Source organism: Bifidobacterium sp. LH_730 (assembly GCF_056355835.1).
In genome coordinates this window covers 18761-37067 of record NZ_JBKETB010000017.1, presented here as the reverse complement: position 1 = coordinate 37067, position 18307 = coordinate 18761, and the positions used below count along the sequence as shown (strand labels likewise).

Sequence of the window (18307 nt, the reverse complement as noted above, 5' to 3'; positions counted from 1 at the left end):
GAGATATAGATGGCGTACACGATCGGCACGATGAACACGAACACGAACACCACCGAAAACGGCCACATGAACTTCCAACCACGCCAATCACGCTTATGCCTATTCACACGAGCCCGTGCCGAATGCGCCGGTGCCGATGGCACCGCTCCTGCGTTTGCAGCAGCCATATTCACTCTCCTTCGAATCCGTACCATTCCCACATCGGATTGGTACACAGGTGAACCACCAATAACACAATATCACTTTATCAAACAAAAAGCGACACGACGTGTTGCTTTTTGCTACGTGATATCGATTTGCTGCTCGAAAACGCACCGCCCGTTAACGCAACCACCCCGCCCAACGGCCCAGCAGACCATCAAACGGGGTGGGAAAACGCACGGAAGCACTCAGAAACGATACCAACGCCGGGCGTTGTCGACGAACAGCGCATCCTGTTCGCCCTGCGTCAGATCCTCGATGCAGCGCACGTAGGCATGGACTAAATCGACCAACGAGCAATGCAGCTTGTCGACCGGGAAGTTCGAGGCGAACATCACCCGATCCATGCCGAAGGCGTCGAGCACGGTGTAGATGGCGGGCTTGATCGACTCGATGGTCCAATAATGATCCATCGACGGCAGGCCGGAGATCTTGATCACGCAATTGTCGCGCTTGGCCAGCGCGGCCAAGCCGTCGCGCCACAACCGCCACCCGTCAAGGTTGCGGTCGGCGAGCATGCCGGCGTGGTTGATGACGAACAGCGTCCGCGGATGCGCGTCGATGACTTCGCAGGCACGCGCCATCTGCGGCGGATAGAGCTGCATATCGAAGCTCATGCCGTATCGTTCCAGCAACCCCAGGCCGGCGAGCCAGGCGGGATCGTCCATATAGGCCTTGTCGACGTAATGGTAGAGCGGATGCGAGTGGATGTTGAGATTCTGCCGGAAGCCGCGCACGGCGGGGTGCGCCGCCTCCGCCTCAAGCGTCGCCTCGATGCCGGGATCGGACAGATCGCCGCCGCCCACGATCGCCACCGGCAGGCTGCTGTCCCGGCACATGCGCTCGACCTCGGCGACCTCGGCCACGGGATCGTCGGCATTGGCCTGGATATGCACCGCGCCGACGATGCTCGCCTTCGAGCCGGACAGCTCGGCGACCAACGAATCGGCCGTGTAGTCGCCGGCGAGGAACAGCGGATCCCAGGGCCCCTCGAATGTGGGCGGCTTCGAGGGATTGAACCAGGAATACAGGGCCGTCCTCATGAGATGCACATGTGTGTCGATGAAGGGACGGGGGCGCTCCACGCGCTCATCGCTCTCCGGGATGATCGTGTAGAGGCGGCCGGGGACCGCCGCTTGGTACTCCTCCCCCAGCGTCATATGAACTCCTTTTGGTTTGGGTTTCAGTTGATTGCGGCCTAGATTGTCATCCTGAGCACTGAGCCGTTAGCGGACAGCCCAGTGGACTGTCCGTAGGCGAAGGGAGCGGCCATCAGGCCGCGACGGACAGGCGTAGCCTGTCACCGCAGGGCGAAGCCGAGGAATCTCTAGGGATAAGATCCTTCGACTCACTACGCTCGCTCAGGATGACAGCGTTATTCGCAACGACTGCCGGGATGACGAGCGGCGAGCGCTCAACCCGCGCCGCCCCGCCAATCACAGCACCGAGCGGGTGTCGCCCTCGTAATTGTTGCGCCCTTGGCCGGTCGCGGCGGTGGTGCCGCCGTCGACGGGGACGATGAGGCCGGTCAGATATTTCGCGCCGTCGGAGGCAAGGAAGAGCGCGAGGTCGGCGCAGTCTTCGGGCTTGCCGGTGCGTCCAAGCGCGACGCGCTCGACGTAGGGCTTGAGACGTTCCGAATCGCTCCAGACCTCTTTGTTGATGTCGGTTTCGATGAAGGCGGGGGCGAAGGCGTTGATGCGCACGCCATACTGGCCGTAGTCGAGCGCGACGCAGCGCACGAAGCCGTTCATCGCATGCTTGGTGGAGTTGTAGGCGGTCTGGCCCCAGTCGCCGAACAGGCCGGAGACGGAGGTGTCGACGACGATGTTGCCCTTGGATTCCTTCAGGTAGGGCAGCGCCTCCTTGGTCAGATAGAACAGGCCGTCCATATTGACGGAGAAGAGCTTATGCCACACCTCGTCGGAGACATGCTCGATCTCGCCGCCCTCGAAGATGCCGGCGTTGGAGACGACGACGTCGATATGCCCGAATTCGTCGGCGACGGATTTGACGAGTTCGGCGACCTGCGCATGGTCCGACACATCGGTCTGGTGGACATGGCCGCGCTCATATCCGGCGACGGTTTCCTCAAGAGGTTCGATACGCTGTCCGACGGCCACGACGGTGGCGCCGTTGTCGAGGAACCCGCGCGTGATGGCGCGCCCGATGCCGGTGCCGCCGCCGGTGACGATGACGACTTTGCCTGCGAAATCATATGAATTTGCGGTCATGGTGCTTCCTTGCTCGACTGCCTGCGGTTGATTCCCCCACTATACCGGCGCGCCGATGATTGTCCCTATATATGGGACATCGAGCCAAAGTTGGGCACAGCGGGGTTAAGGAAGTCAGAAGCCAGCGCGTTCGCCAGCGTCCGCACGCGGCGAAATCAAACCAAGATTCAGTCATCCCACATAGTGGGATTCACATCATTCCTTATGCAATCAGTACGGCTCCAATACATAGAAAAGGGCCGCCGGAAGGAGGATCCGGCGGCCCAAGGAGGAGTGAAGAAGAAAACGATTTAGTCAGTCAGCAGCCTCACTCACGATCGAGGCCCTCGCTCACCTCCTGGATGGCTTTGAGCGCGGATTCGACGGTGGCATCGCCGGTGTAGATGTTCTGCATCTGCACGCCGATTTCATCGTTGAGCTCCTGCGAGGTGAGCTTGCGCTCGAGCTTGGATTCGGACTGGCTCTTGGTCACCAGGTCGACGGACTCCTTGGCGGTCTCGGAGGCGTCATCAGGCAGCTTGGCGGTGATGGACTTGGCGACCGGGGCGCCCTGCAGCGTATTGACCCACTCCTGCTGGCCTTCGCCGGTGGTCATGAACTCAACGAACTTCATCGCGGCCTCCTTCTTCTTGGAGTCCTTGTTCACGGCCAGGCCGAAGTCCACGCCGGTGGTGGCACCGGCATCCTTGTCGCCGGACGAGCCGCAGGCGGCTATGCCGGCCATCATGGCGACCGCGCCGAGGGCGGCGATCGCTTTCTTCGAGGTTTTGAAGTTATCCACAACACGCCGAGGCCCCAGCCTCCGACCACAATGCCCGGAAGAGCTTGCACAGCCACCCACCGCCCCCATACCGTCGAATGCAGCAACGCGGCCGACGACCGGGAGACACGATGAGGATTGACTTTTCGTATCCAACTGGATACAGTAAGCCTTGGAAAACGATACGTACCAAGGAATATGACGAATGGTTGGATCAGCTCAAGGATTCGAGGGCACGGAACCGAATCATCGCCCGAACAACGCGGATCGAGCGCGAAGGACACCTGCTCGGTGACTGGAAATCAGTCGGAGACGGCGTACTGGAGATACGGTTCGATTTTGGACCGGGATACCGGGTGTACATACACCCAACGCAGGGGAATCTGCTGCTTCTGTTGGCAGGCGGAGACAAAGCCAGCCAGAACAGAGATGTCATCTTGTCCAAATGGCTGTTGAAACAATGGAAGGAACATCATCATGAGCAGTGAATCCGTATATCCCATTCCCGAGGGAGCCGCCGACGCGACGCCGGAGTTCGCCCCATGGCACGCCGAGGATTACATCCATTCCGACGAAGACGCCATCGGATTCCTTAACACCGCTTTGGAAGAACGCGACTCCGCGACGGTCCAAGACGCCTTAGGCATCGTCGCCCGGGCACGCGGCATGAGCCGCATCGCCCGCGGCTCCGGCCTCGGCCGCGAGTCGCTATACAAAGCACTGCGCCCCAACGCACATCCATCGTTCGACACCATTCTGCGCGTGGCGGACGCGCTTGGCGCCCAGATGTATTTCCTCCCCGCCGATATCGACCTCGACGCGGTCTATGATGCCGTGGAGGAAATCAAACACAAAACGGCGGTGGCCGCCAACTCCAAAAAAGAAGGTTGACGGCCGCCGCCGTTCAGGCGTTGTGGCAGCGACGATTACTTGACGCGCTTGATGGCCATGATGAGCAGGCCGCCGATCACGCAGATCACGGTCTCGACCGGGAAGATCGCGCGGTAGCCGGCGACGGTGATCACGGCACCGGCAATCATCGGGCCGAAGACCTGGCCGAGGGTGTTGGCCATGTTGATGATGCCGAGGTCCTTGGCGGCGGTGTTCGGATCGGGCAGCACGGCGACGTTCAGCGCGTTGTCGACCGCGTTGTAGGCGCCCATGCCGATGCCGGCGACGACGGCGTAGGCGATCATCGTCCACGGATGGGCGTCGAAGAACGGGAAGAACGCACCCACGCCCAGCAGGATCGTGGTGACGGCCACGGGGGCCTTGAGGCGCTTGAACTTGTCGGCTAGCGGGCCGGCCACGGCGCAGAACACGATGCCGGTGATCATGAGGATCATGGACATGGCGGCGATGGCGGCGGCCTGCGCGTCCTCGCCGAGCTGCATGTAGTCGGAGAAGATGTAGAGCTGGTAGCCGACGATCACATACTGGCCGGTGACCATGAGGATCTTGCCGGCGAGCGCCAGATAGTAGTCGCGGCAGTTCTTGGTCGGGAACATGAAGTTCTGCTTGAAGGTGGAGGCGTCGAACTTCTTCTTCGGCTCGTCGAGGTTGCTCGGCTCCTTGGCGATGATTGCGGAGACGATGCCGCCGACGATGGCGAAGACGGCGAGCACCTGGATGCCGGCGCCCACATTGCCCAGGAAGCGGGAGGCGATCACGGAGCTGCCGTAGTTGCCGAAGGCCATGCCGATGCCATAGAAGGAGGAGATGGTGCCGCGCCAACGCGGGGCGACGCGATCGGAGAGCTGCGCGACCATCGGGGCCACGACGGCGTTGAGCACCGCCTGATAGACGGCCCACACGCCAAGCAGCACCGGGATGTTCGGCGCGAAGGACAGCGCGACCAGCAGGGTCGCGGACAGGATGGAGCAGATGACGATCCACGGCGTGCGCTTGCCCCAGCGGGTGCGGGTCACGTCGGACAGGGCGCCGGCGATGATGTTCGCGATGGTGGCGACGATCATGGCGACCGCGGAGAACAGCGGGATCAGCGCGACCTTGTTGGCGGCGTCAAGCTCGGCGATCTTGGCCGGCAGCAGCGTGGCGGACACGCCGACGTAGGGGCCGAGCCAGCAGGCCGGTCCGATGATCAGTGCGATGCCGAGGCGGGTGGGGCTCTTCGGCTGCTGCTCGTCGGTGACGCCCAACGTCACCGCAGCGCTTTCATTGTTGGTCATGGTTTCTCTTTCCTTTGGGTTTTGCGCCGCCACCGTTGGCGCGGCGCAACAGATATATTTCGGTCGGCTATCGCCGGGCTCACGCCTGCGCCGGCTTGGCGTCGCCGCGCGGCAGCACGTGGAAGTAGTCGAAATCGGCGTAGGATTCGCGGCGGTAGGCGTCCCACGCGCCGATGGCAGCCATCAGGCCGGTGAATCCAAGCGTCTGCTCGTCGGACATGAAGTTGACCGCGATCGGATCGCCGAGCTGCTTCCACTCGGCGTCCTGGGCGTCCGCGGCGTCGGCCTCGCGCCAGAAGAAGCGCACCGTGTCGTAGTCCAGCTCGGCGCGCAGCGCGACCTTGCCCTCGGGCACGGCCACGCGGTCGAGGATGTATTCGTCCTTCGTGCCCTTCTCTCCCTTCATGACGGCCAGCGCGGTGCAGCCAAGGGTCTCGGAATGGTAGAGGCGGGCGAACAGCCAGTTGCTGTCGTCGTAGTAGAGCGTCAGGCCGGCGGACTCGGAGTAATGGTCCGGATGGAACTCGAGCGCGGTCTCGACGGTGGTGTGGAAGGACTGGATGCGGGTGGCCAGCAGCGACACGTCGAAGCGGGAGAAGAAGGACTGGCGGCCGTGGATGCGCGCGTGGCCGGGGTTGGACGCGAGGTCGAACCAGTCGGCGGTGCGCGGGCCGTAGATCGACATGATGTTGGGGTCGATGTCCGCGCCGTCGAAGTCCTCGACGACGGAGACGGTCTGCGGCTCGTCCGAGACCTCGACGCCGGTCATGCCCTCGGTGGTCGGCTGGGCGAGCGTGCCGCCGGCGGCCATCTTCAGCCAGCCGTCCTCGGTCCACTCGACCTTCTGCAGCGAGGTCTCGCGGCCCAGGATGCAGTCCTGCGTGCCGGGCAGCGGGCGGGCCGACAGGTGCGCGACGAACCATTCGTCGGTGTGCGTGTGCACGAGGGAGCCGTGGCCGCACTTCTGCAGCGGGGCCTTGGGATTGTAGAGGTCCATGCGCAGCGAATCGGGGTCGTTGCGGCGGAAGTAGGTGTAGGGCGTGGAGGTGATGATCGGGTTGCGCGGATCGGACTCGTAGGGTCCGTCGATGGTGCGAGAACGCTGCACGACGACGCCATGGCCGTAGCCGGTGCCGCCCTCGGCGGTCATGAGGTAATACCAGCCGTTGTGCTTGTAGATATGCGGCGCTTCGAGGCAGCCGCGGTCGGTGCCGCCGCGCGAGATACGCTTGGTTTCGCCGACGAGCCTGCCGGCCTCGGGATCGAACTCCTCGAGCACGATGGCGCCCGGGTGCTGGTAGCCGCGACGGGTGTCCCATTCGAGGGTGACGAGCCAGTGGCGGCCGTCGTCATCATGGAACAGGGAGGCATCGAAACCGATGGAGTTGAGGTAGATCGGCTCGCTCCACGGGCCGTCGATGGACTCGGCCCACATCGCGTAGTTGTCCTGGTCGAACAGGTTGCCGTTCATGTTGTGCATCTGGCACATGACCACCCAATAGCGCCCGGTGGCCGGGTCATAGCTCAGGTCCGGGGCCCACACGCCGGCGGGGGTGGAGGTGCCCTTGAGCTGGAGGAAGTTCGGGTCGTTGACCACATAGGAGCGCAGCTTCCAGTGCGCGAGGTCGGCGGATTCGTAGATCTGGATGCCGGGGAACCAGTTGAAGGTGGAGGTGGCCAGATAGTACTTGTCACCGACGCCGAGGATGGCGGGGTCCGGGGTGAAGCCCGGCATGATGGGGTTGTGGATCGTGGACATCGTTGCCTTTCGCCTTGCCCCGCGCGGCGGCACGCTCCGCTTCGCGGGAGTGTATGGAAACTTTCTCTCCATACACCATGTTTTCGTTACCATGAAGACTATTGCCATCAAGAAATAGTTCTTTCGTCGGGCGTGTCGCATGTATTTCATTGAAATATCAAGGTTTTTGACCCCTTCCTCATCAATATAACTTTCTAAGAAAGTTTCTTTTCCGACTTACTGATATCGTGTCATGCATGGCACCACGAAATCCTTCCGCCCGGCTCGTCGACATCGCGCGTCAGGCGGGCGTATCGCTGCCCGTGGCTTCCAAAGTGCTCAACAACCGCCCCGGGGTCGCCGACGACACGCGCGCACGGGTGGAACAGGCGCTGTACGCCAACGGATATCGGCGGCGCAGACGCACGGCGGCAACCTCATCGCGCGCCGTGGAACTGCTGCTCGACGACCTGCACACGCCATGGTCGGAGGAGATCCTTTCCGGCGTCATCGAGGGACTGTCGAGCGACTATCTGCCCATGGTCAGCGCCCGGACCAGCGACGAATGGGATCTCAACGCATGGTTGGAGGGCGTGATCGCACGGCGCCCGGCGGGCGTGCTCGTACCGTTGTTCGACCTGCCGTCGCATGCCATGGAACGCCTGCGGCAGTCCGGCATCCCCTGCGTGCTCATCGACCCCGCCGGCGATGTGCCGGAGGGCGTGCCTGCCATAGGCTCCAACGACTACGCGGGAATGCGTGAGGCCACGCAGCATCTGCTGGCGATGGGGCACCGACGCATCGCCTATCTCGGCGGACCGGCCTATCTACGCACCGCGGTCGCACGGCTCGACGGCTTCCGCAGCGCCATGAGACAGGCGAAGATCCCCATCGACGACGCGCTGGTCACGGCCGGCGAATTCCGCTTCGACGACGGCGAAGCCAACGCCCGGCGCCTGCTGGGACTTTCCGAGCCGCCGACCGCGATCCTCGCCGCCAGCGATATGCAGGCCGCGGGCGTCTACCGCGCCGCATGGGAGCTTGGGGTGCGCATCCCCTCCGAGCTGTCCGTCGTCGGCTTCGACGACCTGCCCACCAGCGCGCTGCTCATCCCGCCGCTGACGACCGTGCACCACGCCGTGCGCGAGATGGCGCAGTTCGGCGCCGCATCGCTGATGTCGATGATCGAGGGGACCTCCTCGCTGCCCACGCACGTCGAGCTGACGACCAAGCTGGTGCGGCGCGACAGCGTGGCCGAGCCGCGGAGCGTGGCCGCGGAAACATCCACGGACCCGGGTGTGATTCCGTCGTAGCGTTGCCGTGAACGAATCTCCCATCCAACCGAACCATCCCTGGATGCGGTCGCGACAGCCGGATACAAGGTTTTCCGAGGCGACGACCATACGACGGACGGCATTGGTAGGCTGGGAGGCATGAGGATCGATATCGTCAGCGTGTTCCCGGAATACTTCGAGGTGCTGAATCTGTCGCTGTTCGGCAAGGCGCAGGCCAAGGGCCTGGTCGAGGTGCATGCGCATAATCTTCGCGACTGGACGCATGACGTGCATCATTCGGTCGATGACACGCCAGTCGGCGGCGGCGCGGGCATGGTGATGAAGCCGGCAGTGTGGGCCGAATGCCTTGACGACTTGCTGGGACTGAAGCCTCGGGACATGGGGAGCGGCGCCGACGACGAGGAACCGACCGAGACAACCGACGAGCGGTCTGGCGATGACCGCCGCGATGATGAACGTCCCTCCATGGCGTGTCCCACCGAGAACGACATCACGGAGGAAAACCGCATCCCCACGGAGCCGGAGCCGTCCATTCCGGCAACCGCCATGGTTGATGAAACAATCGTTCCCAGCTCCGGGAACTCCCCCGCTTCCCCCATGCTCATCTTCCCGAACCCCTCGGCCCCACTGTTCACGCAGCGCGACGCGACCGAACTGAGCCACGCCGGCCGGCTGATCTTCGGCTGCGGGCGATACGAAGGGTATGACGCGCGCATCCCCGACTATTACCGCGCGCAGGGCGTGGATGTGCGCGAATATTCGATCGGCGACTACGTGCTCAACGGCGGCGAGGTGGCGACCTCGGTGATGCTGGAAGCGATCACGCGTCTGATACCGGGGTTCATGGGCAATCCCGACTCCATCGTCGAGGAATCCTATACCGGCGAAGGTGCGCTGCTGGAGCATCGGCAATACACGAAACCGGCGCAGTGGCGCGGCATGGGCGTGCCGGACGTGTTGCTGTCGGGCGACCACGCGAAGGTCGACCGATTCCGCCGCGACGAAGCCTTGGAACGCACGAACGCAATCCGTCCCGATCTGATCGAACGGCTCGATTGCAAGGCGCTCAGCAAAGCCGATCGCAAGACCCTGATGGCATTGGGGTGGGAGGCGTCAGGCCCGCGCCCCGTGAAACGGGCGCACAAGGCCTGACGCGCGAGCCGACCTCCACAGAGCCCGGTAAGTCCCGCGCCTGCGAAGCCACCCATATAGCAGGACCGCGCCTACCCAACACCCGACATGGCCGGCCCCATATCTGCGTACGTTTATGAGCAGTCCAACGAACACCCTGCGCATAAACGTATGCTGAGCATCGCCAAGAGTACGTTCCTGTGCAGTCATATCGTCGGGCTGCGCAGAATCGTACGGATGAAGCAGCTCAGCGTACGTTTGTAAGCAGCCATACCGTCAGCCTGCTCATAAACGTACGGCAGGAATTCGCGTCAATCAGCCCGTTCCGCCATCTGCTCGATATAGAACACGGCGGTTTCGCCGTAGTCGCGCCGCTGGGTGATCTCCCAACCCTCGGGCGGGACCAGATCATCGGAGCGGGCGGAGCGCTCGAACACGATCATGGTCGCCTCCCCCGCCATGCCGCCAACCGTCAGATCGGCCAGCAATCGTTCGCAATCGGCCGTTTCAAAGGCATACGGCGGGTCGATGAAGATCACATCGAAGGCAACATCGCCGGCCGCCGCCGAAGCCGCGAACTGCTCGGCCTTGCGCACGAGCACTTGAGCGCGCATATCCGGCTCCCAGGCCTTGTTGCGTTTCAGCTGGGCGATGGTTTTGACAATCAACGCAGCGGCCGGCTTCGAAGCCTCGACCGCGACCAATTCGCGCGCGCCACGGCTCAGCGCCTCGATGCCGAGCGCGCCGGTGCCGGCGAATAGGTCGAGCACGCGCGCGTCTTCGAGCACACCCCACGAATCGAGATGCGAGAAGATGGCCTCCTTGGTGCGGTCGGTCGTCGGCCGCGTGCCGGTTTTCGGCGTGGCCAACGCCATGCCCTTGAATCGTCCCGAGATAACGCGCATAACCCTCTAATCTAGGCCAATGCCTGCCGAAATCAGCCGCCTCGAACTCACGAACTGGTGAGGAAGGACTCATTGCCGCGGATGAAGTCAAGCACCGCTCCCGCAAGCTGCACCTCGCCGGACAGATCGGGGTCGTCGGCAAGCAGCGCCTCGGCCCGCGAGCGCGCGTCGGCAATGAGATCGGCGTCCTTGACGACGCGCAGCAGCTTGAGGCTTGATTTGCCGCCGGACTGCGCGTCGCCGAGCACATCGCCGGCACCGCGGAACTCAAGATCGGCCTGGGCGATCTCGGCGCCGTCAAGCGTGCCGTGGATGACCTCGAGCCGCGCCTCGGCGGGAGACCCGGCTTCGGCGCACGAGACGAGGAAGGCCCACGAGTTGGTGCCTCCTCGGCCGACGCGTCCGCGCAGCTGATGCAGCTGGGACAGGCCGTATCGATCGGCGTCGAAGATCACGATGCAGCTCGCCTGCGGCACATCGACGCCCACCTCGATGACGGTGGTGGCCACGAGCATCGGAGTTTTGCCGTCGGCGAAATCGGCCATGACCCGCTGCTTGGTCTCGTCCTTGTCCCGCCCGGTCAACGTGGCGAACGGAATGCCGTCGAATTGCGGCAGTTTGGCGAGACGAACGGCGATCTCGGCCACGGTGTGCAGCGGCGGACGCTGGGTCAGCGTTTCACTGCCATCGCCCTCGGAGGCCGCATAGGGGTCAAGCTCGATGCCTCCCATGGCCTCGTCGCGAGTGGCGCCGGCCGGCGCCTTCGCACCACCACGGCCTGCGCCGCCGCTCTCGCCGGCGTCCTCCGCCTCGTCGTCGATGCGCGCGCAGACCACATACGCCCGCTCCCCCGCATCCAGACGAGCGCGGATATGCGCGAACATGCGCCCCATCGTCGCCCCGTCCGCCTCGTTGACGACGACGGTGCGAATCGGTTTGCGACCACCAGGCAATTCGGTCAGCCACGAGATGTCAAGATCGCCGAACCAGGTCATCGCGGCGGTGCGCGGAATCGGCGTGGCGGTCATCACCAGCAGATGAGGCGCCATCTCGCTACGCGCGCGCAGACTTTCGCGCTGCTCGACGCCGAACCGATGCTGTTCGTCGATGACGACGAGCGCGAGGTTGGTCGCTTGGAAGGTCTTGGAGAAAGCGGCGTGCGTGGCGACGATGATGCAGGGGGCGCCACTGGCCGCTGTGCCCAGCGCCTTGCGCCGCGCGGCGAGTTTCATGCCGCCGGTCAGCAGGATCACGGGGATATCGGGATTTTCCGCTCCGCCATCGGCCGCCGGAATCGAAGAGATCATACGCGATATCGTCTCGTGGTGTTGTTCGGCGAGCACCTGCGTGGGAGCGACGAGCACGGCCTGATGGCCCGCGCCGACAGCCTGCAGCATCGCAGCGAGCGCCACCACGGTTTTGCCGGAGCCGACCTCGCCCTGCAGCAGACGCTGCATCGGATGATCGCATGCCATGTCCTCGGCGATGGCATCGATGACCTCACGTTGTCCCGAGGTCAGATCGAAGGGCAGGGACTCGATGAACCGGTCACGCAGCGTGGGATCGGCCGAATCGACATGCGCAGGAGAGCCAGCCGAATCGGACGACGAGCCGACCGCAGCGGTCGAGGAATCGTCCACAACACTTCCCGCAACTTCCGCCACGGAATCAGCCGCCGGATCCGACGCCTTATGAACCGCGGCCACCGGGCATGGGTAGGCGTTATCCTGCCGCGCGTCCCGACGCGAACGAAGCAGCGAGACCTGCGAGACGAAGGCCTCTTCGTATCTCAGAGTGTCGATGCCGCGCTTGAAATCCGCCACCGTATCCGGGTCATGGATGGCTCGGAAGGCCTCGGCCCGATGCATCAGGCCGCGCGCCTCGCGCGCCGCCTCCGGCAGCACATCGGGAATCGCCTCGGCCAGTTCGGCGGTGAACTCCTCCCCCGGCTGCACCGCGATATCGTCCACGCCGGGTGCGGCCGCGGACGCACCGGAAGCATCGGCGGCGACGTCTCGCCCGCCCAGCATCCACATCAACTGCAATATCGTCTCGTGAATATGCTCGGATGATATGCGCGAGCTGGCGTGATACACCGGCCGCGGACGCGACACACGCGCCAACGCCTCTTGCTGCGTCTCGGCATCGTATTTCAATCCGGCACCCGCCACGTCCGACGGCTCGGCCGGCGCGACCGTCACGATCTCGGGGTGCGTGAATTGCAGCTGACCGTTGAATTCAGTGGGAACGCCGCTGACGACAAGCCGGGAACCGGCGCGCAGACGCATGCTCACCCAATCCACATAGGATTTGCGGTAGGAGAAGAACACCAAGCGCGAAACCGCGCCCGCCATACCGCGGGAGCGCGCGAATTCGCCGTCCTCGACGACGGCCTCCAGCCGGTATCCCCGGCGCGCGTTCATCGGCACCACCCGCAGGTCACGCACCTCGGCGGCGAAGGCCATCGGCGCGCCGATCCTCGCCTCGCGCAGGCAACGCAACGGCACGGGATCGGTGACGCGGAACGGATAATAGGTCAAAGCCTCGCCGACGCTGGTCACGCCCAGCGACTTGAGCGCGGACACACGACGCTTATTGGTTAGCAGCGACGAAAGCGCGGTGTCCATGGTGATGCTCATATCGCCTCATTCTAGCGGGCGGCGGTTGCCCATGCTCCGGACATGACATTGCCGAAACCGAACCCGCGTCTAGATAGCAGAAACCCCGTCGGACGAGGTCCGAACGGGGTTCCGAAAGCGTCAGATGCGTTCGTCTCAGGCGACGACGCGCTGCACCTTGCCGGCCTTGAGGCACTTGACGCACACGCGGATGCGGGTGTTCTCGCCCTCAACGGTGGTGCGCACGGCCTGCAGGTTCGGGCGGAAGGTGCGCTTGGTGCGACGATGCGAATGAGAAACGGTGTAACCGGTCTGCGGACCCTTGCCGCACACTGCGCAGCGAGCTGCCATGATAGACTCCCTTTTACCTTTGTTTTCAAGTCTTCCTCGTGTTCAAGCGTATGTCTTGAACACACAACTTCCCGAATATAGCGCAAATGCCCGACAATCGCAAGGGCAGCGTGTATCATGCCGGCGCAGCCGACACATGGATGGGACACCGCTCACAGTCAGCTCCCAGCGGACTCCCATGCGATGATGGTACTACGATAGGCAACAGAAGGGCTTGCGATCAAGGAGGACGATATGCTCGGATTGAATGTCAACGAGAACACGATGCTCGGCAAACTGCTGGCGAAGCGCCGCGAGCGGCATATCGACCCCACGCCGGCGGTGATTTCGCTCGGACAGGTGTGGGTCGACATCATGATGGACGTGGACGCGCTGCCCACCTCAGGCGGGTTCGCCGTCACCAAGCGCGCGAATCCGGCGGTCGGCGGCAGCTACCGAGTGCTCGAGGCCGTGGGCGCGGTGGGAGTGCCGGCCGAGCACGCCGGCATCATCGGCACCGGATCCTGGGCCACGATGGTGCGCGAGGCCTTCGCGGAGAACGACATCAAGCACATCGGGCCGGACCGGCTCGACACGGACTCCGGTTTCCGCCTGGTCTTCCACGACGACGCCGGCAAGAAGACCTTCGTGGCGCGCTATGGCGCCGAGGCCCAGGGCAACGAGGCCACCTTCGCGGCACTGGAGCCGGACCCGGGCGACGTGGTGCATATCAGCGGCAACACGATGCTCGACCACACAGCCGCCGGCATCGACGAATTCATTCGTCGCGCGGGCGCCAATCCCGCGGAGCGCGACTGGCGGCTGCTCATCAATCCGACGAAGACGCTGGCCTTGGTCAACGACCATATGCTCGAGGACATGGTGCTGGCCCGCCCCACCTGGTCCTGCAACCGCCAGGAGGCGGCGACGCTGGCGGAGCGGCTCGGCGTCTACGTCGACGATTCGGCTTCGATGACCGTCAACGGCGGGTTCGATCAGTCGATGATGGCCCTGTGCGAGGCGCTTGGCGAGGCGCTGCGCGCGCCATTGGTGGTGCGCGCGGGATCCCGCGGCGCATGGGTGCGCGAACCGGGCGGCACCACCGCGCATGTGGAGGGATATCCGACCAAGGCCACGCATACGCGTTCGGCCGGATCCTGCCACACCGGCGTCACCTGCGCGATGCTCACGAAGGGCTGGTCGCTGCCCGACGCCGTGCAGATCGCGAACGCCGCGGCCTCGCTGGCCATCCAGCACAATGTCAACGGCATTCCCATGTGCCCCGGCTATGAGGAAGTGCTGGCCTTCGCCAACGCCGGTACCGAAACCGACTGAAATCGATTCCACGACTGGTCTTAACGGAACAGTTGGCGGTTTGGCCCAACAGTTGGCGGCTCTTCGGGAATGCAACCGTCGGATTGGCTTGAAATCAAGCCGATTCCCCAACACGGCTCCCACGAAGACCGCCAACTGTTGGACCAAACCGCCAACTGTTCCGTTTCCCCAACCGCAATCTCACCCAAACAGGCATACTCCAGCACTGTCCGCACGAAAATTCATCCGGAATTCATGCGCGGCTGCGCCAAGTCGGCGGCATGGTCATTACGATGTTCACTGGCACACATCAAGGCAGGAGTATCGATGGCCGGAACCGCAGTAGATGGCACCCGCGACGCGCGAGCGCGCCTCACCCCGCGCGAGAAGAAGTGGATCGTCTACGATGTCGGCAACTCGGCCTTCGTGCTGCTGAGCACCGCCGTGGTGCCGATCTATGCGAACTCGCTGCTCGAGGCCGCCGGACAGGACAACATCGTGTCCACCTGGGGCTATGCGCAGACCATCGCCAGCCTCGTGATCGCCGTGCTTATGCCGATCCTCGGATCCATCGCCGACGTGCAGGGCATGAAGATCAAGTTCTTCCTCGGCTTTTTCCTCACCGGCGCCGTGATGTGCTGCGCGATGGCGCTGCCGCTCGGATGGCTGGCGTTCCTCGTCGTCTATGTGCTGGCGACGATAGGCCTCAACGGCTCGCTGACCTTCTACGATTCGATGTTGATCGACACCACCTCGAACGAACGGATGGACAAGGTTTCCTCGCATGGCTACGCCTGGGGATATGTCGGCTCGACTGTGCCGTTCCTCGTGTGCATCGCGTTGATCTTCGGCGGCCCCGCGCTGCTGGGGCTCGACACGGCGCTATGCACGCGCCTGAGCTTCCTCATCACGGCCGCCTGGTGGGTCGCGTTCACGGTGCCGCTGGTCACCAGCTACCGTCAGGAGCATTACCGTGCTCGCCGCGCGCAGCTCGGCGCCGCCGTGCGCGGCACCTTCCGAGAGCTGGGCTCGACCTTCCGCGCGATCCGCGGCAACAAGCCGCTGTGGATGTTCATGATCGCGTTCTTCTTCTATATCGACGCAGTGAACACGGTCATCACGATGTCGACCTCCTACGGCACGCAACTGGGTCTGGACTCCACGCAATTGGTCATCGCATTGTTGGTCACGCAGTTCGTCGCCTTCCCCTGCGCGATTGCGTATGGCCGTTTGGCCGGCCGCTTCGGCGCCAAGCGCATGATCCTCGTGGCCGTCGCGGCATATATGTGCATCGTCTTCTTCGCCGCGTTCTTCCTGCGCTCGGAGATCCAGTTCTGGATTCTGGCGATCCTCGTGGGCATGTTCCAGGGCGGCATCCAGGCGCTCTCCCGCTCCTATTACGGCCGTCTGATCCCCAAGGACCACGCCAACGAGTACTACGGCTTCTACGATATCTTCGGCAAGACGGCCTCGGTGCTCGGCACGTTCCTCGTCGCCACCACCACGACGCTGACCGGCAACGCCAACATCGGCGTGCTGTCCATCGCGATTCTGCTCGTCGCCGCGTTTGCATTCCTCGCGCTGCAGAAGGATCCGACGCGGGGCTGACGGCATAATCTGTCACACCGACTTGCGCCCTCCGATTCCGCTGCCAGAGGAACGGGCCACGATATCGGACTTATCCACAAAATAATGGTGTAACACCATTATTTTGTGATGTGCGATAGCCGACGACAGGGGACGACGATGAGCACCACGAAGACCAATCTTTCCGCAACCGATGACCGACAAGTGATGCTGTATGAGAGCCACGACCGCACCGTGCATCTGGATGTGCGCGTAGACGAGGACACCGTGTGGCTCACACGGCAGCAGTTGGCAATACTGTTCGGCCGTGATGTCAAAACCATTGGCAAGCATATCGGTAATGCGAAGCGCGAGGAACTGGACGGAATCCCAGTTGTCGCAAAATTTGCGACAACTGCCGCAGATGGCAAGACCTATCAAGTCGAGCACTACAACCTCGACATGATCCTTTCCGTCGGATACCGCGTCAAATCCAAGGAAGGCGTGTATTTCCGCCGCTGGGCGAATACCGTGCTCAAGCAGCATCTGGTGCAGGGCTACACCGTCAACCAGCGGCGACTGGAGACGCTCAATTCCATCGTCAAGGTGCTGCAGCGTTCTTCCGACCCTGAGATCGCCGGCGCAGCCGAGATCATCAATGCCTATCTGCCGAGTCTTGGCTTGTTGAACGCCTACGATGAAGGCACGGTGGGCAAACCCAAGGGAGACGCCCCACAATGGACCCTGACCCACGAGGATGCGACGGCATTCATCCGCTCGCTGCCCTATTACGGCCAGACCGACCTGTTCGGACACGAACGCAACGGTTCGTTCGAAGGCATCATCAATGGTCTCTACCAAACCTTCGCCGGGCAGGAACTGTATCCTTCGGCGCAGGCAAAGGCTTCGAATCTGCTGTATCAGGTCGTCAAAGACCATCCGTTCTCCGACGGAAACAAACGCTGTGCCGCGGCGCTTTTCATCCACTTCCTCGACCGCAACAATCTGCTGACCGACGCCGAAGGAAGGCGACTCGTGGAGGGCAACGCCTTGGCCGCCATGACCCTGATGATCGCTCTTTCGGACCCCAAGGAGAAAGACGTGATGACCGCTCTGGTGGAGAACTTCATCAGCAGATAGTCCCTCACCAGCCGCAATATTCACCAGCTATTCACCAGCTACGCGTGGCTCAAGTTCGCTCATGTCACTCATCCCATGAATCCGCCGCAGCACACGTCCTCCGAAGCCGACCACCTACCGCCTAGGATGGGCGCCCCACATGAACATCAGCGCGAAATAAATCAGGCCTGTGACGGCAACGCCGATAATGTTCCGCATGCCAAACGCAGCATCAACGCCATCCGCCACGCACTTGGCAGTCATAAACAAAACGACGAACAACCCCGTGCTGGTCAACGCATATTTCAGATTCTTGTCCAACGGAATGCCTCCCATATCTCCAACCCTGCGCCAAGATTTTTATTCCCGACCGCGCGGCAGCACGCCACGACATCACAAATAAGTGTTATAGTGTTCTATATCAGATAGAACACTATTGCGAGCAGGGATGGGGGCGAATCACATGATTATTACCGTGGACCGGGGCGATGCGCTGCCGCTGTATGAGCAGTTGCGGCGGCAGATCATCGCGGGCGTGGCCCGTGGGGAGCTGGCGCCGGGAGACGCGCTGCCCTCCGTGCGCACATTGGCGCAGGACCTCGGCATCAATCTGCACACTGTGAACAAGGCCTACGCCATGCTGCGCGACGAGGGGCACGTGGTGATGCGGCGTGGTTCGGGGGCGATGATTGCGCCCAGAGACACCGGTTCCCTTTCGCAACAGCAGGAGCGCGAGACGCAGCTCATGCGCGACGAGCTGTATCGAATCGCAATGGAATACCGGGCGCGAGGCGGCTCGTTCGACGAGTTCATGGCCGAGGCGGAGCGTCACGCCGCGCAGGCATTCCACGACGAATAGACGGAACGTCCACCAAAGGCGCGACGGCACGCAGTCACAGTCACGATG

The 18307-nt window shown here is 63.1% G+C and carries 17 protein-coding genes and 1 pseudogene; 8 read left to right on the top strand and 10 right to left on the bottom strand.

What is annotated here, in order from left to right:
* The 4 genes and pseudogenes from AC1AUD_RS12950 to AC1AUD_RS12935 form a co-directional block, all read right to left on the bottom strand.
* Window positions 1-167, bottom strand: a pseudogene (locus tag AC1AUD_RS12950) (carbohydrate ABC transporter permease); the annotation flags it as partial.
* 222 nt (window positions 168-389) lie between these two features.
* The gene (locus tag AC1AUD_RS12945; RefSeq protein WP_476574794.1) at window positions 390-1361 is read right to left on the bottom strand and encodes an amidohydrolase family protein; all 972 of its coding nucleotides are present in this window, start codon (window positions 1359-1361) and stop codon (window positions 390-392) included.
* Between the two features lie 276 nt (window positions 1362-1637).
* The gene (gene budC, locus AC1AUD_RS12940) at window positions 1638-2435 is read right to left on the bottom strand and encodes a meso-2,3-butanediol dehydrogenase (protein ID WP_476574793.1); all 798 of its coding nucleotides are present in this window, start codon (window positions 2433-2435) and stop codon (window positions 1638-1640) included.
* A gap of 307 nt (window positions 2436-2742) precedes the next feature.
* Entirely contained in the window at window positions 2743-3216 is a 474-nt protein-coding gene (locus tag AC1AUD_RS12935) for an extracellular solute-binding protein (RefSeq protein ID WP_476574792.1), read from the bottom strand.
* Between the two features lie 77 nt (window positions 3217-3293).
* On the opposite strand from AC1AUD_RS12935, the gene AC1AUD_RS12930 reads away from it, so the two are divergent.
* Both AC1AUD_RS12930 and AC1AUD_RS12925 read left to right on the top strand, forming a co-directional pair.
* Window positions 3294-3683, top strand: coding sequence for a type II toxin-antitoxin system RelE/ParE family toxin (locus AC1AUD_RS12930; protein ID WP_476574791.1), 390 nt, complete (start codon window positions 3294-3296; stop codon window positions 3681-3683).
* Window positions 3673-4086: an addiction module antidote protein gene (locus AC1AUD_RS12925; protein ID WP_476574790.1), complete on the top strand. Its 414-nt coding sequence runs from the start codon at window positions 3673-3675 to the stop codon at window positions 4084-4086. Before AC1AUD_RS12930 ends, AC1AUD_RS12925 begins: the two co-directional genes overlap by 11 nt.
* Before the next feature lie 35 nt (window positions 4087-4121).
* Here the strand turns inward: AC1AUD_RS12925 and AC1AUD_RS12920 are convergent, their stop codons facing one another.
* Both AC1AUD_RS12920 and AC1AUD_RS12915 read right to left on the bottom strand, forming a co-directional pair.
* The gene (locus AC1AUD_RS12920) at window positions 4122-5384 is read right to left on the bottom strand and encodes an MFS transporter (RefSeq protein WP_476574789.1); all 1263 of its coding nucleotides are present in this window, start codon (window positions 5382-5384) and stop codon (window positions 4122-4124) included.
* A 79-nt stretch (window positions 5385-5463) separates the two neighbouring features.
* Window positions 5464-7143: a glycoside hydrolase family 43 protein gene (locus AC1AUD_RS12915; protein ID WP_476574788.1), complete on the bottom strand. Its 1680-nt coding sequence runs from the start codon at window positions 7141-7143 to the stop codon at window positions 5464-5466.
* A gap of 236 nt (window positions 7144-7379) precedes the next feature.
* On the opposite strand from AC1AUD_RS12915, the gene AC1AUD_RS12910 reads away from it, so the two are divergent.
* The gene (locus tag AC1AUD_RS12910; RefSeq protein WP_476574787.1) at window positions 7380-8435 is read left to right on the top strand and encodes a LacI family DNA-binding transcriptional regulator; all 1056 of its coding nucleotides are present in this window, start codon (window positions 7380-7382) and stop codon (window positions 8433-8435) included.
* Window positions 8436-8555: 120 nt separating this feature from the next.
* Complete coding sequence (gene trmD / locus AC1AUD_RS12905; RefSeq protein ID WP_476574786.1) at window positions 8556-9569, top strand: tRNA (guanosine(37)-N1)-methyltransferase TrmD; 1014 nt, start codon at window positions 8556-8558, stop codon at window positions 9567-9569.
* 290 nt (window positions 9570-9859) lie between these two features.
* Here trmD and rsmD read toward each other — a convergent pair whose 3' ends face one another.
* From rsmD to rpmB, 3 genes are all read right to left on the bottom strand, one after another.
* Entirely contained in the window at window positions 9860-10453 is a 594-nt protein-coding gene (gene rsmD, locus AC1AUD_RS12900) for a 16S rRNA (guanine(966)-N(2))-methyltransferase RsmD (protein ID WP_476574785.1), read from the bottom strand.
* 47 nt (window positions 10454-10500) lie between these two features.
* Window positions 10501-13092 carry an ATP-dependent DNA helicase RecG gene (locus AC1AUD_RS12895; RefSeq protein ID WP_476574784.1) on the bottom strand — a complete coding sequence of 864 codons (2592 nt, stop codon included), beginning with the start codon at window positions 13090-13092 and terminating at the stop codon, window positions 10501-10503.
* Window positions 13093-13227: 135 nt separating this feature from the next.
* Window positions 13228-13422, bottom strand: coding sequence for a 50S ribosomal protein L28 (gene rpmB / locus AC1AUD_RS12890; protein WP_476574783.1), 195 nt, complete (start codon window positions 13420-13422; stop codon window positions 13228-13230).
* Between the two features lie 264 nt (window positions 13423-13686).
* Here rpmB and AC1AUD_RS12885 point away from each other — a divergent pair, with 264 nt between their 5' ends.
* From AC1AUD_RS12885 to AC1AUD_RS12875, 3 genes are all read left to right on the top strand, one after another.
* On the top strand, window positions 13687-14736 hold the full coding sequence (locus AC1AUD_RS12885; protein ID WP_476574795.1) for a PfkB family carbohydrate kinase: 1050 nt from the start codon (window positions 13687-13689) through the stop codon (window positions 14734-14736).
* Window positions 14737-15042: 306 nt separating this feature from the next.
* Window positions 15043-16323 carry an MFS transporter gene (locus AC1AUD_RS12880; RefSeq protein ID WP_476574782.1) on the top strand — a complete coding sequence of 427 codons (1281 nt, stop codon included), beginning with the start codon at window positions 15043-15045 and terminating at the stop codon, window positions 16321-16323.
* Between the two features lie 138 nt (window positions 16324-16461).
* On the top strand, window positions 16462-17421 hold the full coding sequence (locus AC1AUD_RS12875) for a virulence RhuM family protein/type II toxin-antitoxin system death-on-curing family toxin (RefSeq protein ID WP_476574781.1): 960 nt from the start codon (window positions 16462-16464) through the stop codon (window positions 17419-17421).
* Between the two features lie 114 nt (window positions 17422-17535).
* On the opposite strand, the gene AC1AUD_RS12870 is transcribed toward AC1AUD_RS12875, so the two are convergent.
* A complete protein-coding gene (locus tag AC1AUD_RS12870) occupies window positions 17536-17736 on the bottom strand; it encodes a hypothetical protein (RefSeq protein WP_476574780.1) in 201 nt (66 codons plus the stop codon).
* A 127-nt stretch (window positions 17737-17863) separates the two neighbouring features.
* Here AC1AUD_RS12870 and AC1AUD_RS12865 point away from each other — a divergent pair, with 127 nt between their 5' ends.
* A complete protein-coding gene (locus AC1AUD_RS12865) occupies window positions 17864-18259 on the top strand; it encodes a GntR family transcriptional regulator (protein WP_476574779.1) in 396 nt (131 codons plus the stop codon).
* Window positions 18260-18307: the final 48 nt, after the last annotated feature.

Excerpts from the sequence above, each read along its gene's own strand:
- AC1AUD_RS12945 (WP_476574794.1), bottom strand. The coding sequence starts at position 1,361 with ATGACGCTGGGGGAGGAGTACCAAGCGGCGGTCCCCGGCCGCCTCTAC.
- budC (WP_476574793.1), bottom strand. The coding sequence starts at position 2,435 with ATGACCGCAAATTCATATGATTTCGCAGGCAAAGTCGTCATCGTCACC.
- AC1AUD_RS12930 (WP_476574791.1), top strand. The coding sequence starts at position 3,294 with ATGCAGCAACGCGGCCGACGACCGGGAGACACGATGAGGATTGACTTT.
- AC1AUD_RS12925 (WP_476574790.1), top strand. The coding sequence starts at position 3,673 with ATGAGCAGTGAATCCGTATATCCCATTCCCGAGGGAGCCGCCGACGCG.
- AC1AUD_RS12920 (WP_476574789.1), bottom strand. The coding sequence starts at position 5,384 with ATGACCAACAATGAAAGCGCTGCGGTGACGTTGGGCGTCACCGACGAG.
- AC1AUD_RS12915 (WP_476574788.1), bottom strand. The coding sequence starts at position 7,143 with ATGTCCACGATCCACAACCCCATCATGCCGGGCTTCACCCCGGACCCC.
- AC1AUD_RS12910 (WP_476574787.1), top strand. The coding sequence starts at position 7,380 with ATGGCACCACGAAATCCTTCCGCCCGGCTCGTCGACATCGCGCGTCAG.
- trmD (WP_476574786.1), top strand. The coding sequence starts at position 8,556 with ATGAGGATCGATATCGTCAGCGTGTTCCCGGAATACTTCGAGGTGCTG.
- rsmD (WP_476574785.1), bottom strand. The coding sequence starts at position 10,453 with ATGCGCGTTATCTCGGGACGATTCAAGGGCATGGCGTTGGCCACGCCG.
- AC1AUD_RS12895 (WP_476574784.1), bottom strand. The coding sequence starts at position 13,092 with ATGAGCATCACCATGGACACCGCGCTTTCGTCGCTGCTAACCAATAAG.
- rpmB (WP_476574783.1), bottom strand. The coding sequence starts at position 13,422 with ATGGCAGCTCGCTGCGCAGTGTGCGGCAAGGGTCCGCAGACCGGTTAC.
- AC1AUD_RS12885 (WP_476574795.1), top strand. The coding sequence starts at position 13,687 with ATGCTCGGCAAACTGCTGGCGAAGCGCCGCGAGCGGCATATCGACCCC.
- AC1AUD_RS12880 (WP_476574782.1), top strand. The coding sequence starts at position 15,043 with ATGGCCGGAACCGCAGTAGATGGCACCCGCGACGCGCGAGCGCGCCTC.
- AC1AUD_RS12875 (WP_476574781.1), top strand. The coding sequence starts at position 16,462 with ATGAGCACCACGAAGACCAATCTTTCCGCAACCGATGACCGACAAGTG.
- AC1AUD_RS12870 (WP_476574780.1), bottom strand. The coding sequence starts at position 17,736 with ATGGGAGGCATTCCGTTGGACAAGAATCTGAAATATGCGTTGACCAGC.
- AC1AUD_RS12865 (WP_476574779.1), top strand. The coding sequence starts at position 17,864 with ATGATTATTACCGTGGACCGGGGCGATGCGCTGCCGCTGTATGAGCAG.